The 13,266-nt window shown below is 57.3% G+C and carries 15 protein-coding genes and 1 pseudogene; 7 read left to right on the forward strand and 9 right to left on the reverse strand.

Translation table 11 applies throughout. From position 1 onward, the window contains the following. Positions 1 to 79 precede the first annotated feature (79 nt). From BBF94_RS26020 to BBF94_RS26030, 3 genes are read right to left on the reverse strand one after another with little or no spacing between them, the layout of a single operon-like run. Entirely contained in the window at positions 80 to 376 is a 297-nt protein-coding gene (locus BBF94_RS26020) for a winged helix-turn-helix domain-containing protein (protein WP_065261789.1), read from the reverse strand. A 24-nt stretch (positions 377 to 400) separates the two neighbouring features. After that, positions 401 to 892: a M48 metallopeptidase family protein gene (locus BBF94_RS26025; protein WP_065261790.1), complete on the reverse strand. Its 492-nt coding sequence runs from the start codon at positions 890 to 892 to the stop codon at positions 401 to 403. A 40-nt stretch (positions 893 to 932) separates the two neighbouring features. Then, the gene (locus BBF94_RS26030; protein WP_065261791.1) at positions 933 to 3,056 is read right to left on the reverse strand and encodes a putative bifunctional diguanylate cyclase/phosphodiesterase; all 2,124 of its coding nucleotides are present in this window, start codon (positions 3,054 to 3,056) and stop codon (positions 933 to 935) included. A 333-nt stretch (positions 3,057 to 3,389) separates the two neighbouring features. On the opposite strand from BBF94_RS26030, the gene BBF94_RS26035 reads away from it, so the two are divergent. The 5 genes from BBF94_RS26035 to BBF94_RS27820 all read left to right on the forward strand — a co-directional run bounded on the left by BBF94_RS26035 (position 3,390) and on the right by BBF94_RS27820 (position 6,829). Next, positions 3,390 to 4,058: a polysaccharide lyase family 7 protein gene (locus BBF94_RS26035; protein ID WP_065261792.1), complete on the forward strand. Its 669-nt coding sequence runs from the start codon at positions 3,390 to 3,392 to the stop codon at positions 4,056 to 4,058. 517 nt (positions 4,059 to 4,575) lie between these two features. Further along, entirely contained in the window at positions 4,576 to 4,938 is a 363-nt protein-coding gene (locus tag BBF94_RS26040; RefSeq protein ID WP_065261793.1) for a DUF6124 family protein, read from the forward strand. 254 nt (positions 4,939 to 5,192) lie between these two features. Next, positions 5,193 to 5,648, forward strand: a complete 456-nt coding sequence (locus tag BBF94_RS28090; protein ID WP_218060147.1) for a hypothetical protein — start codon at positions 5,193 to 5,195, stop codon at positions 5,646 to 5,648. Positions 5,649 to 5,753: 105 nt separating this feature from the next. Beyond that, the gene (locus BBF94_RS27815) at positions 5,754 to 6,215 is read left to right on the forward strand and encodes a hypothetical protein (RefSeq protein ID WP_141676632.1); all 462 of its coding nucleotides are present in this window, start codon (positions 5,754 to 5,756) and stop codon (positions 6,213 to 6,215) included. 173 nt (positions 6,216 to 6,388) lie between these two features. Continuing rightward, the gene (locus BBF94_RS27820) at positions 6,389 to 6,829 is read left to right on the forward strand and encodes a hypothetical protein (protein WP_141676633.1); all 441 of its coding nucleotides are present in this window, start codon (positions 6,389 to 6,391) and stop codon (positions 6,827 to 6,829) included. Positions 6,830 to 6,897: 68 nt separating this feature from the next. Here the strand turns inward: BBF94_RS27820 and BBF94_RS26050 are convergent. Beyond that, positions 6,898 to 7,319 (reverse strand): annotated as a pseudogene (locus BBF94_RS26050) (class II fructose-bisphosphate aldolase); the annotation flags it as partial. 83 nt (positions 7,320 to 7,402) lie between these two features. Between BBF94_RS26050 and BBF94_RS26055 the strand changes: the two are divergent. Both BBF94_RS26055 and BBF94_RS26060 read left to right on the forward strand, forming a co-directional pair. Then, positions 7,403 to 7,651: a helix-turn-helix domain-containing protein gene (locus tag BBF94_RS26055; RefSeq protein ID WP_065261795.1), complete on the forward strand. Its 249-nt coding sequence runs from the start codon at positions 7,403 to 7,405 to the stop codon at positions 7,649 to 7,651. Beyond that, positions 7,651 to 8,850 carry a type II toxin-antitoxin system HipA family toxin gene (locus BBF94_RS26060; protein ID WP_065261796.1) on the forward strand — a complete coding sequence of 400 codons (1,200 nt, stop codon included), beginning with the start codon at positions 7,651 to 7,653 and terminating at the stop codon, positions 8,848 to 8,850. The genes BBF94_RS26055 and BBF94_RS26060 overlap by 1 nt, the downstream gene beginning before the upstream one ends. A 73-nt stretch (positions 8,851 to 8,923) precedes the next feature. On the opposite strand, the gene fba is transcribed toward BBF94_RS26060, so the two are convergent. The 5 genes from fba to epd form a co-directional block, all read right to left on the reverse strand. Beyond that, positions 8,924 to 9,988: a class II fructose-bisphosphate aldolase gene (gene fba, locus BBF94_RS26065; protein ID WP_007959708.1), complete on the reverse strand. Its 1,065-nt coding sequence runs from the start codon at positions 9,986 to 9,988 to the stop codon at positions 8,924 to 8,926. A gap of 307 nt (positions 9,989 to 10,295) precedes the next feature. Next, complete coding sequence (locus BBF94_RS26070; protein ID WP_065261797.1) at positions 10,296 to 10,628, reverse strand: MliC family protein; 333 nt, start codon at positions 10,626 to 10,628, stop codon at positions 10,296 to 10,298. Between the two features lie 57 nt (positions 10,629 to 10,685). Beyond that, complete coding sequence (locus BBF94_RS26075) at positions 10,686 to 10,907, reverse strand: hypothetical protein (protein ID WP_065261798.1); 222 nt, start codon at positions 10,905 to 10,907, stop codon at positions 10,686 to 10,688. 34 nt (positions 10,908 to 10,941) lie between these two features. After that, the gene (locus BBF94_RS26080) at positions 10,942 to 12,105 is read right to left on the reverse strand and encodes a phosphoglycerate kinase (RefSeq protein WP_065261799.1); all 1,164 of its coding nucleotides are present in this window, start codon (positions 12,103 to 12,105) and stop codon (positions 10,942 to 10,944) included. A 12-nt stretch (positions 12,106 to 12,117) separates the two neighbouring features. After that, positions 12,118 to 13,170 (reverse strand): erythrose-4-phosphate dehydrogenase, encoded by a 1,053-nt coding sequence (gene epd / locus BBF94_RS26085; protein WP_065261800.1) that lies wholly within the window; start codon positions 13,168 to 13,170, stop codon positions 12,118 to 12,120. Between the last annotated feature and the right edge of the window lie 96 nt (positions 13,171 to 13,266).

The raw sequence follows: 13,266 nt of genomic DNA on the forward strand, positions 1-13,266 counted from the left end.
CAATATCCCCCAATCGGCGCCCTCTCCCTCCGGGAGAGGGCTGGGGTGAGGGCGGCGTTCCAAAACCCGAACACAAAAATCAGGGATATTCCAAAACCGCTTTTATCTGCCGCAAATTGCGCTCGATCCACCCCCGATCAATCGCCCCCCACTCGCGAATCCGGTAGCGCCCCGCATGGTTGCGCGCGCCTTCTTGCTGTTCGAACTCGCAGACGATATCCAGATCCGCCAGCGCCGCAATGGTGTCCTGCGCCGTGCGCCGGGGCATGCCGGTGACGTCGGTCAGCGCCGGTACGCTGCTGGCCAGGCCGCTGTCGATCAGATACGCCACGTACAAGCGCCGGTAGAAACTGCTCTTGGTCTTGCTCACGTCCATGCATGCGCTCCGTTGTTTGATGTCTTATTGCATGTCCCGCCACGTCAGGTACACCCGCAGATCGAACTCGATCTGGTGATAGCCCGGCAGCATGTGCTCACATAATTTATAGAACGCCTTGTTGTGGTCCGACTCCTTGAAGTGCGCCAGTTCGTGCACGACGATCATCTTCAGGAACTCCGGCGCGGCCTCCTTGAACAACGAGGCGATGCGAATTTCTTTCTTTGCCTTGAGTTTGCCGCCCTGCACCCGTGACACCGTGGTGTGCAGGCCGAGTGCGCGATGGGTCAGGTCGAGGCGGTTGTCGAACAGCACCTTGTCGATGGCCGGCGCGTTGCGCAGGTATTCCTGTTTCAGGTCCAGCGCATAGCCATACAACGCCTTGTCGCTCTGCACATCGTGGCGGCCTGGATAGCGTTGATTCAGGTAATCGCCGAGACGGTCTTCGGCAATCAATCGGCGCACCTGATCCTGCAATGGCGCGGGATAGGCCTGGAGGTATTTCAACGCAGTCATGGGCGGCACGGGTCATGAAAAGGCCGCCAGTGTAGCGAATTCAACCGGCCAGCGCGCTCCAGTCGAAAGGCTCGGCAAACCGCGTGGTGTCTTCGGCGACCAACGGCCGCGCCACCAGGAACCCCTGCACATATTCACAGCCGTGGGCTTGCAGCCATTGGTATTGCTCAAGGGTTTCCACGCCTTCGGCGATCACCAGCAACCCGTATTCCTTGCCCAGTGCGATAACACTGCGCACCAGCGAAGCGTCCCGGGTCGAGTCGGGCAATCGGGCGATCAGGTGGCGATCGAGCTTGAGGGTGTCCAGATCCAGGTCCCGTAAATGCGACAGCGAGCACGAGCCGGAACCGAAATCGTCCAGCGCCACCCGCACCCCGAGATTGCGCAGCAGCTTCAGTTGTTTGCGGGTTTCGTCCGGATTGACCGTCAAGGCCTCTTCCGTGACCTCCACTTCCATCTGCTGCGGCTGCAAGCCGTGACGTTCCAGCACCTGACGCAATTCGGTCACCAGATTCGGCAGGCCGAACTGGGTGTTGCTCAGGCTCACGCCGATCACCAGATCCTGGTCGAACTCCGCCTCCCAGGCCTTACGCTGCCCGGCGCTGCGATGATAAATCCAGCTGCCGAGCCGACTGATCAACGTGGCCTCTTCCAACAACGGCAGGAACAACCCCGGCGGGACATCGCCGACACTCGGATGCTGCCAGCGCAGCAACGCCTCGAAACCGCGAATCCTGCCGTCGCCAATCGCCACCTGCGGCTGATACACCAGATTGAAATCGCGGTTCTCGATGGCGGTGCGCACGCTTTCTTCCAGCATCAGCCGTGAGCGGGCACGGCCGTTCATCTCATGATCGTAGAAGCGATACTGCTGACGCCCGGCACGCTTGGCTTCGTACATGGCGATGTCCGAGGCGCGCATCAAGCCATCAAGGTTATTGCCGCAATCCGGGTACGTGGCGATGCCGATACTGGCACCCAGCGCGATATCCAGCCCTTCAATCTGCTGACAGATCGACACCCGTTCGATGAGCTTCTCGGCAATCTTCGCCGCCTGCTCGGGAAACTCCAGGTCCAGCAACGCGGTGAATTCATCGCCGCCCATCCGCGCCAGAATGTCGAACGGCCGCAGGCAGGCTTTCAGTTGTTCGGAGACCCAGCGCAACACCCGGTCGCCGGCGTCATGGCCGAGGGAGTCGTTGACCCGTTTGAAGCCGTCGAGATCGAGGTACATCAGCACCCAACTGCTGTCCGTGCGCTCACCGCGCAACAGCAGATTTTCCACCGTCTGGTAGAAGCCGCGACGATTGAGCAACCCGGTCAGCGGATCGGTGACGGCCTGAAACTCAAGCTGTTGATGCAGATGACGCACCACCGACATGTCCAGCACCGTCACCACCATCGCGTGCTGTTCACTCGGCAACGCGGCGCAGGACAGCGCCACCGGCACCTGTTGGCCCGGTACGGTGCGCAGCAGCGCGTCGTGTAAACGCAGTGTCTCGCCACGTTTGTAACTGGCGTAAAACTCGGAATCGGCCCACAGCGGAATGTGCGGTTTCTGCAGGAAATCGAGAAACTCCTGGCCTTCCAGCTCCTTCACCGGCGCATTCAACAAACGGGAAATCGCCGGGTTGGCGAAGCGGATCAAGCCATCCTCGGCCAGCACCAGAATGCCTTCGGCGGCGTTATCCAGCACCGAAGCATTGAAGGCCCGCGCCGATTCCAGATCCTGACTCAAACGCTGCAGCGCCCGGCGATTGCGCTGGTGCTCCAGCAACGCCTGAACTTTGGGTTTGAGGATTTGTGGGTCGAACGGTTTGAACAGGTAATCCACCGCGCCACTGGCATAGCCCTTGATCACGGCGTCCTGGGACTGCTCGTTCGCGGTGAGAAAAATGATGGGCGTAAGCCGTGTTCGCTGGCTGCCGCGCATCAGGCGCGCGACTTCGAAACCGTCCATGCCCGGCATCTGTACATCCAGCAGCACCAGGTCGATGTCGTGTTCGAGCAAAAGGTTGAGCGCTTCGAAACCGGAAGCGGCGGTCATGACCTGCCAGTCCTGACGTTGCAGCAAGGCGCGCATGCTGATCAGGTTTTCAGGGTAATCATCAACGATCAAAAGGACGGAGCTGCCTTCACCTGGCTGGGTTTGCGCGCATTCCATGCTGCTTCTCTTGTCGGGACATCCTAACGGGACGCGGCCGGTTTCTCGTGAAAACCGTACTCTTGCTGAGCCTTCACTCTAGTCCGGGATATGCAAAAGCAGTAGCTGTCATCAGGCCATCATGTAATCAAACTCATGAGTAGCCGACTAACGGTCACCCCTGCAGCCCCCGGAAACCGGGAAACATGGCATTTCGACAGGATGTTGGCGCCAATCATCCGCCAGACGGCCGTTAACAAAAAATCCCTCTACGCTTATAAAGGCCGCCCCCAAGAGGCGCGGGCTAGAGCTTCTGGCACGCGCGTGCAGCAGAAACAGAGTGGAAGAACCGACATGATCGACCTCGCAACCTGGAACCTCAGCGTTCCCGTTGGCAGCCCGCCCCACACCGTCGAAACCTCCAGACTGGTGAACGGCTTCAAGGATCAGTACTTCCATTCCGACACCGGCACCCTGTTCTTCTGGTCCCCGGTGACCGGCTCGAAAACCGAAAACGCCATCTACCCGCGCACCGAACTGCGCGAAACCTACAGCAACGGCACCCTGCGCAACTGGTACTACCCCGACGCCGACAACCTGCTGCGCGCGACCCTTTCGGTCAATAAAGTGCCCAGCTCCGGCAAGATCGTCATCGGCCAGATCCACGCCTATGAAAGCCAGAAGCCGCTGGTGAAACTGGAGTATCAGTACAAGAGCAAACTGGACTCCGGCAACCTGGTGATCAAGGTGCGCATGCACCCGGATGATGACGAAGGCCGGGTGATTACCCTGGCGACCGGGATCAAACTGGATCGCGAATTCAACTACCTGATTCACCTGAGCCCCGGTGGCGCGCTGGGCATCAGCGCGGCCGGGTATCAGTGGGACTCGCAAATCAGCGCGACATGGCGCAACAGGCCGCTGTACTTCAAGGCCGGCGTGTATGTGCAGGACAACACCGGGTACACCAGCGAGGGCGGGCAGGTGACGTTCAGCAAGCTGGATATTGATCACGATAAATAATCCTACTGGACTACCCCTGTGGCGAGGGAGCTTGTCGGGTCGCCGCATCGTCCCGCTGGGCTGCGCAGCAGACCTCGCTTTTTCAGGGCCGCTTCGCGCCCTGGCGGAACGATGCGGCGACCCGGCAAGCTCCCTCGCCACAGGCTATTTATGCCAGTCATACCCCTTTAAACGTCGCTGTTTAAAGGCTCCAACCGTTACTTCCTGAAGCCTACAACGGCTTGCGTCGCTGCCTACCGGTACGCCAGAATCCGCCGGCTTGTGCGCCTGGAGGGCCATCGGTAGCTTGATTCGGGTCACTGATTCGCAGTGATCGGGTTTAGTAGCCCGAGGGTTCGCGAGGCGTATTTGCACTCCAGAAAGTGAGATATCTCGATATCTGCGCTTGATGGTAGCTGTACGCAGGGCGCTTTCGGGCGCGCCGGTTCGCGTCTCCCCGGTCTACTAACCTGCGTTCAGCTGCCACCCCATCGTTTAGTAGCGATCCGGTGTCGGCTCCATTTCCCGGAGACGAAACATGATTCAATCGACGCCTCATCCGCCGGTCACAGACCCGGCCTCCCCCTACGATTCCCTCGACCCCAAAAAACTCAACGAAGCCGCCGAACGCGCCCTCGACCACTACCTCTGCCCCGGCGCCCGCATCATGGCCACGGTCAACGAACCCGCCCCCATGTACTTCGCCAACCCCGCCTATAACACCGAATCTCTGCTGGCCAACGCCAGCGAAACCCTCGGCTCCGCCAGCGAAATGCTCAACAACTTCGCCGCGATCCTCCCGCCCTCCCACCGCAAAACCGCGCTGGGTATCGCGCAAGTGGTGATGCTGGGGGAATTGGCGGTGAGTCAGGCGCTGGATCATGTGGAGCTGAAAACTTGATCGATGACTGAAACACTTAGCCCTACGAAGGAGGACCCGGCCAACAGCGGGTTCTCTCGCAAGCAAACAAGTAAGCGATAACGAAGCGACGCGAGCTGATATCGCTTTCAATGAATAGTTAAACGTTAATCTCGTAATAACCATTCGAGATAAATCAAGAATCAAAAAACCATAAAAAACTGTCAACTATGACAGTTGTCACTCATTCGAAAACAGCTGAATCATAGGTTCACCATTTAGTGGAGAGCCATAAAATGCCAACAACAATCACCCCAATAACACAACAGGGCTCTATACCTGCAAGTGGACCAGTCACGTTACCGCTACCGACCTCCGCTGTCCCTAATGCCAATGTAGCACCCTGCCCATACCTTGAGACTGGCACAAAAAATGGGGTTAACTTCTATAGCGTCACTATAGTCCTACATCAAAACACTAGATCTGGAGACACTATCAAAACCTATTTCAAAGACAGTACTACTGTACCGACAAGCTCCTTCCTCCTCGGAATCGACCTTATCGATGGAAATTTCGAAAATAGAGAAATAAGAGGAAGAAACGGAAAGTTCATACAAGAATACGACATAGAAAACATAAAGAACATGGGTATAAAAAGCGGAAAATACAGACTCAGTTACGTACAAACAAACAGTTCCGGAAAAATTGTCGTCGCATCACTGAGTAACGACTGCTCGATAACAGTAATGTGAAAAAAAGAATTCAGAACATCCAGAAATCGAAAATACCCCAACAAAAGGAAAAAATTATTCTCTGATCCATAAAATAAATTTTTCTCGTTTTTATAGGTGTTAAAAATGAAAATCAAGACAATTACTGCTCTTGTCATTCTGGAATCCGATGACCCAGCAGCCATTCGCTGCACGGATGGCCAAGTATTCTACGGAAAGATAGCAGGAATAGATAATCCGACAGAAAGTATTATCTTGGACACTGGCAATGACGAAGTTGCCATAATAAAAATAAGCGACGTTGAATCTATTCAAGCTCCCTTATTTCCTAAAACAATCTTCCATCAACCCAAACTCCTCCCAGCAGCTGTAGCTGTAGGTATCGGAGTCGCTGGCGCGCTTGCGGAACCAGTCACTGCAGTGTTGGAAGAGATTTTCACCAATGGGTTCGCCTATGAGGAAGATTTTACTCCTCCGCCCCGCTACCCCATTAAACCCACACCGGGGTGTGTTGGTAAACGTACATATCACCCTATTGGTTGCGCCTGCGGAGGGTGTGGTGGCGGAGGAATATGGGTGGATAATTAAACAGAAACCAACAATTAAATCTAATATCAAACGAGACCAATCAAACGGGACGGATTTATTTACTGGCAAATACACGCACCTGCAGAGCAAATAAATCCGCCATCCTTGATTTCAAAACAGAAAAACCACTTAAAGCAGGACTATATCAACAGGCAAACATAGCGGAGCGAACCATGCCTTTAATTAACCCGACAGCTCCACCACTTGCAGGCCTCTTCGGTGGCAATCAGTCGCCGCAAATTTATAATGCCACACCTCGAGGAGCGATGGCTCCTGCCCCTCCTCAACCTGCCCTACCGCTTCCCATCGTCAATCTAGGCACGCAACGCTTGTCACTTATCATCGAGCTGGATCCCAATACACGAGCTGGTGACATCGTGACTTTCGCTCTCAACGCGGTTCCCAGCGGTGGCGTCCTACTCGCGCAGTCTTCACCACCCCCACTTCCCGCTGCCTACTTGAATAGCAGAATGAATTACTCCATCGTTTATCACTCAGCGGAATTTGAGTATTCATTTATCACTCCGGGCATATACGAAATCGACTACACCATTTCAGATCCACTTGGAATATTTAATTTTTTCTCTCCACCTCGTCGTTTCATTGTTCAATAACTGAAAGCATGGAAAATAAAAAACCCGCCTTACGGCGGGTTTCCTTCAAATCAGCCCAACACCCAGTCTCAATTGACCTTGGCGTTCAACTCACCCTTCAGATAACGCTGATACATGCTTTCCAGCGAGATCGGCTTGATCTTCGACGCGTTGCCGGCAGTACCGAACGCTTCGTAATGAGCAATACATACATCGCGCATCGCTTGCACGGTTTCGCCGAAGAATTTACGCGGGTCGAACTCGCTCGGGTTGGTGGCCATCAGGCGACGCATGGCGCCGATGGATGCCAGACGCAGGTCGGTGTCGATGTTGACCTTGCGCACGCCGTGCTTGATGCCTTCGACGATTTCTTCAACCGGTACGCCGTAGGTTTCTTTGATGTCCGCCGTACTGGTTAATGATCGCCAGCCACTCTTGCGGAACCGTGCATCACCAGGTGGGTGTTCGGGATGCGTTTGTGGATTTCCTTGATGCGGTCGTTACCACACGTCTGCATTAGGTCCTCACAACGGTACCGCCACCAGAATGTTGTGCTAACGTAACATTCAACTATTGATGTTCCGGTAAAAACACATGGATCATATTTTGTTGATCGCTCGCCTTGGCGACCAGTTGCGCGAAAAACGCATCGGCCGAGGCCTGACCCAAGCTCAGCTTGCCGACCTCGCCGGGCTGACACGATACAAGGTCATCGCCGTAGAAAAAGGCACCCTTTCTGTCGGCATGATCGCCTATGCGCGCGTCCTTGGTGCATTGGATTGCGAACTCGCCGTCGTCCCAGCCGCCATGCCAACCCTTGAAGAACTGGGGGATTTATTCTGATGAAGATGACCTCTCTCAAAGTCAGTACGCCTGAGGGGCATAGCGGCAGGCTTTTCAGCGATGGCGAGGACTTCACGTTCCGTTATCACGACGATGCATCGTCAGATGTGGCTATCAGCCTGTCGATGCCGGTGCGTCATGACGAGTTTCGCCGACGCGAACTCCACCCTGTTTTTCAGATGAACCTGCCGGAAGGCTACGTGCTGGAGCAACTGCGCAATCGCTTGGCCAAGACTGTGAATGTCGACCCGATGCTTTTATTGGCGCTTTCCGGCAGCACGTCGCCCATCGGCAGGGTTCACGTGCGCTCTGAAACTGTTGATGCCTTGCTGGAAGAACAACAATTTCCAGGAGAGAAACTTGAGGAGATTCTGACGTGGGACGGTACGGAAGATATTTTCGCTGGCCTGATGGATCGCTACATCCTGCGGGCGGGTATCTCAGGTGTTCAGCCAAAATTGCTGGTTCCGGAACAACAAGAAACCACGTTACCCCGCGTGACCTCGAAAACCTCGGATTTGATTATTAAAAGTGGCCGAGACGAGTTTCCCGGTCTGGCAATCAACGAGTTTCTTTGCATGTCCATGGCGAAAGAAGCGGGTATTCCCGTTCCGCCGTTTTACCTTTCCAATAATGCCAAGCTGTTCGTCATGCGCCGCTTTGACCGTGATGATCAGCTCAACCCGATCGGTTTTGAAGACATGGCGGTATTGATGGGGTTGTCGGCCAGCCAGAAGTACAGCAAAAGCTATGCAGCAATCGCCAAAGCCATCCGCGTGTACTGCCCGGCCGAGCATGTACGCGCATCACTTGATCAACTTTTCGATAGCGTTGCCCTGAGCTGCATTGTCGGGAACGGCGACGCTCATTTGAAAAACTATGGATTGCTTTACTCCGAACCGACTCAGCGCGATGCGCGTCTGGCGCCGGCTTACGACATCGTCAACACCACGGCTTATATTCCGGAGGATGTTCTGGCTCTGGATCTGGCGGGCAACAAGTCGATGTTTGCCTCCCGACAGGGTTTGCTGGAGTTTGCCCACACCTGTGAGATCGAGGAGCCGAGGGCGCGCATTCAGCGATTGCTGGCCTCGGTTGAAGCGGTGCTTGCGCGCTATCCACAGTATCGGGAACAGGCGCCTCATGTGGTCAATGCCATTGAGCAAGCAGCAGCGCCGTTTACGCTGACTTTCGGGTGACGCGCACAAAACCATCACCTAAAAGAAACCCGCCTCACGGCGGGTTACTTTCAAATCAGCTCAACACCCAGGCTCAATTGACCTTGGCGTTCAACTCACCCTTCAGATAACGCTGATACATGCTTTCCAGCGAGATCGGCTTGATCTTCGAAGCGTTGCCGGCAGTACCGAACGCTTCGTAACGAGCGATACATACATCGCGCATCGCTTTCACGGTTTCGCCGAAGAATTTACGCGGGTCGAATTCGCTCGGGTTGGTGGCCATCAGGCGACGCATGGCGCCGGTGGATGCCAGACGCAGGTCGGTGTCGATGTTGACCTTGCGCACACCGTGCTTGATGCCTTCGACGATTTCTTCAACCGGTACGCCGTAGGTTTCTTTGATGTCGCCGCCGTACTGGTTGATGATCGCCAGCCACTCTTGTGGAACCGACGAGGAACCATGCATCACCAGGTGGGTGTTCGGGATGCGTTTGTGGATTTCCTTGATGCGGTCGATGGCCAGCACGTCGCCGGTAGGCGGCTTGGTGAACTTGTAGGCGCCGTGGCTGGTGCCGATGGCGATGGCCAGGGCATCAACTTGAGTCTTCTTGACGAAGTCGGCGGCTTCTTCCGGGTCGGTCAGCATCTGGCTGTGATCCAGAACGCCTTCGGCGCCGATGCCGTCTTCTTCACCGGCCATGCCGGTTTCCAGGGAACCCAGGCAGCCCAGCTCGCCTTCAACCGATACGCCGCAGGCGTGAGCCATGGCCACGGTTTGCTGGGTCACGCGGACGTTGTATTCGTAGTCGGTCGGAGTCTTGCCGTCTTCGCCGAGGGAGCCGTCCATCATCACCGAGCTGAAGCCCAGTTGAATGGAACGCTGGCAGACGTCAGGGCTGGTGCCGTGGTCCTGGTGCATGCACACCGGGATGTGCGGGAATTCTTCGATCGCCGCCAGGATCAGGTGACGCAGGAACGGGGCGCCGGCGTATTTGCGGGCACCGGCCGAAGCCTGGACGATCACCGGGGAGTCAGTCTTGTCAGCGGCTTCCATGATGGCGCGCATCTGCTCAAGGTTGTTGACGTTGAAGGCTGGAACGCCGTAACCGAACTCGGCTGCGTGGTCCAGCATCTGGCGCATGCTGATAAGTGCCATTGTGTGTGTCTCTCCCGGTTTGGGTCGTTAATCGTGCCAGCCTGCCGGAGCGGCGGCGGCTATTCAAGTGATTGCAGATCGGGGGTTGAGGCCCGGCCTGGTGATTCGATAAAGCAAAATCGTGTGTCCAGCTGACCTGTGGCGAGCGAGCTTGCTCGCGCCCGGCTGCGAAGCAGTCGTAAAACCTGTCAACACGGACAATCTGAAACACCGCGCTGCAAGGTTTTTGGGATCGCTTCGCGCTCCAGCGGGAGCAAGCTCCCTCGCCACAAAGGCCATTGCCACAATGAATCTGCGGCGTATTCGATTACTGCGCTTTGCAGCCCCGACCGATCAGATCATTGGTGGCGACCCAGTAGACCAGGCCTTCATTACCCTTGATGTGAAACGCCAGCATGTTGTCGCTGTACAAAGCGCCCGAGGCGCCCGGCTCTTCTTTCAGGCGATAGACCTGATCGCCACCGCCCAGCCGTACATCGACTTCCTTCTGGCCGGCGTCGGTGTAGCGCCACAGCACCTTGGCCTGGCTGTCGCAGGTCCAGGTGGTCCAGTTGTCCACAGGGGCGGACGACTGGAACGGATTCCACTGCGCACAACCACCCAACAATCCCAGCGCCGCAACGGCGATCAAGCCTTTCATCCGTGTTCCTCGACCGGCAGCGCACGCCGCCGGCCCTGAGTTAAAGAGTCAGACCGGTCAAGGGCAACCATGTTCCTTGGCCGGGGTTTGCGTCTCGTATTTGTCCAGGCCTTCCGGCCCCGAGCGCTTGTTCAGCACCGGGTTGGTTTCGGCCTGCCAGTCGGCCTGGTAGCAGCCTTTCCGGTCCTCGCCGGGTGCCGGCTCCGGCGCAGCCTTCGGGTGACTCCCGCAGGCTGCCAATGTACCGGTCAGCAACAACAGCGCTAGCGACTTGACCATCTGAACACTCCTTTGCCTGGCTAAACGGGCGGGCTCAGGCCTTGGCCCGGCTTTCCAGGACTTCAACGGCCGGCAGCACCTTGCCTTCGACGAATTCGAGGAACGCGCCACCGCCGGTGGAAATGTAGGAGATCTTTTCAGCCACGCCATATTTATCGATGGCCGCCAGGGTGTCGCCACCGCCGGCAATCGAGAACGCCGCGCTTTCGGCGATGGCTTCGGCCAGCACTTTGGTGCCGTTGCCGAACTGGTCGAACTCGAACACACCGACCGGGCCGTTCCACAGAATGGTTTTCGAAGATTTCAGCAGCTCGGCGAAGTTGGCTGCGGTTTGCGGGCCGATGTCGAGGATCATGTCGTCAGCTGCCACATCACCGATCAGTTTCACGGTCGCTGCAGCACTTTCGGCGAATTCCTTGGCAACCACCACGTCCACCGGCAGCGGCACGCTGACCTTGGCGGCGATGGCGCGGGCGGTGTCTAGCAGGTCCGGCTCGTACAGCGACTTGCCGACCGGGTGACCGGCTGCCGCGAGGAAAGTGTTGGCGATGCCGCCGCCGACGATCAGTTGATCGCAGATCTGGCTCAGGCTGTTCAGCACGTCGAGTTTGGTCGAGACCTTGGAACCGGCAACGATGGCCGCCATCGGTTTGGCCGGGTTGCCCAGAGCCTTGCCCAGTGCATCCAGTTCAGCGGCCAGCAGCGGGCCGGCAGCGGCGACCTTGGCGAACTTGGCCACACCGTGGGTCGAACCTTCGGCGCGGTGAGCAGTACCGAAAGCGTCCATCACGAACACGTCGCACAGGGCGGCGTATTGCCGGGACAGTTCGTCGGCGTTCTTTTTCTCGCCCTTGTTGAAGCGAACGTTTTCGAACAGCACGATGTCGCCGGCCTTGACGTCAACGCCGCCCAGGTAGTCAGCCACCAGCGGTACTTCGCGGCCCAGGGCCTTGCTCAGGTAGTCGGCGACTGGCTTGAGGCTGTTCTCGGCGGAGAACTCGCCTTCGGTCGGACGACCCAGGTGCGAGCAGACCATCACCGCTGCGCCTTTTTCCAGGGCCAGCTTGATGGTCGGCAGCGAAGCCAGGATACGCGCATCGCTGGTGACAACACCGTCCTTGACTGGGACGTTGAGGTCTTCGCGGATCAATACGCGCTTACCTTGCAGATCGAGGTCGGACATCTTCAACACGGTCATGGGTCGCACTTCCTACGGTTTTTTTGAAGTCGCTGTCTGCAGATAGTGTTCTGCAACATCCAGCATTCGGTTGGCAAAACCCCATTCGTTGTCGAACCAGGCCAGGATGTTCACCAGCCGTGGGCCGGAAACGCGGGTCTGACTGGCATCGACGATGGCCGAATGTGGGTCATGGTTGAAATCACAGCTTGCGTGAGGCAGTTCGGTGTAGGCCAAAAGACCTTTGAGCGGGCCGCTGGTGGCGGCGTCGCGCAGGATCCGGTTGACCTCATCGGCGTCGGTGTCACTCGCAGTCTGCATCGTGATGTCGAGGCAGGACACGTTGACCGTCGGCACGCGTACGGCTTTGGCCTGGATTCGCCCGGCAAGTTCCGGCAGCAGGCGCTCGATGCCCCGCGCCAGACCGGTGGACACCGGGATCACCGACTGGAACGCCGAACGGGTGCGGCGCAGGTCTTCGTGGTGATAGGCGTCGATGACCGGCTGATCGTTCATCGCCGAGTGGATCGTGGTGATCGACACGAATTCCAGGCCGATCGCCTTGTCCAGCAGACGCAACAGCGGCACGCCGCAGTTGGTGGTGCAGGAGGCGTTGGACACCAGCAGTTCGTCGCCGGTCAGGCAATCCTGATTGACGCCGTAGACGATGGTGGCGTCGACATCCGCCTCGCTGGCCATCGGCTGCGAAAACAGCACCCGCGGCGCGCCGGCGTCGAGGAAACGCTGGCCGTCTTCACGGGTGTGCCAGGCGCCGGAGCATTCGAGCACCAGATCGACGCCAAGGGACGCCCAATCGATGCTTTCAGGGGTGGCACTGCGCAGGACTTTCACGCAGTTGCCATTGATATGCAGACAATCGCCGTCGACCTTCACTTCGCCGGGAAACCGACCGTGAGTGGAGTCGAAGCGTGTCAGGTATTCGATGCTGGCCATGTCGGCCAGATCGTTGATCGCGACAATCTCGAAGCCAGCCTTCTCGCCTCGCTCGAACAACGCACGCAAGACGCAACGACCAATCCGGCCGTAGCCGTTGAGTGCAACTTTGTAGGGACGCGGTTGAGGCATGGGGTTCTCGATTACCGTGGTGTATCAGTCAGAGCGATGCTGCCCGACCGACCGCCATCGCGGGCAAGCCCGCTCCCACAAGGATCTGCATCGCCC

This window comes from Pseudomonas bananamidigenes (genome assembly GCF_001679645.1).
Taxonomy (GTDB): Bacteria; Pseudomonadota; Gammaproteobacteria; order Pseudomonadales; family Pseudomonadaceae; genus Aquipseudomonas; species Aquipseudomonas bananamidigenes.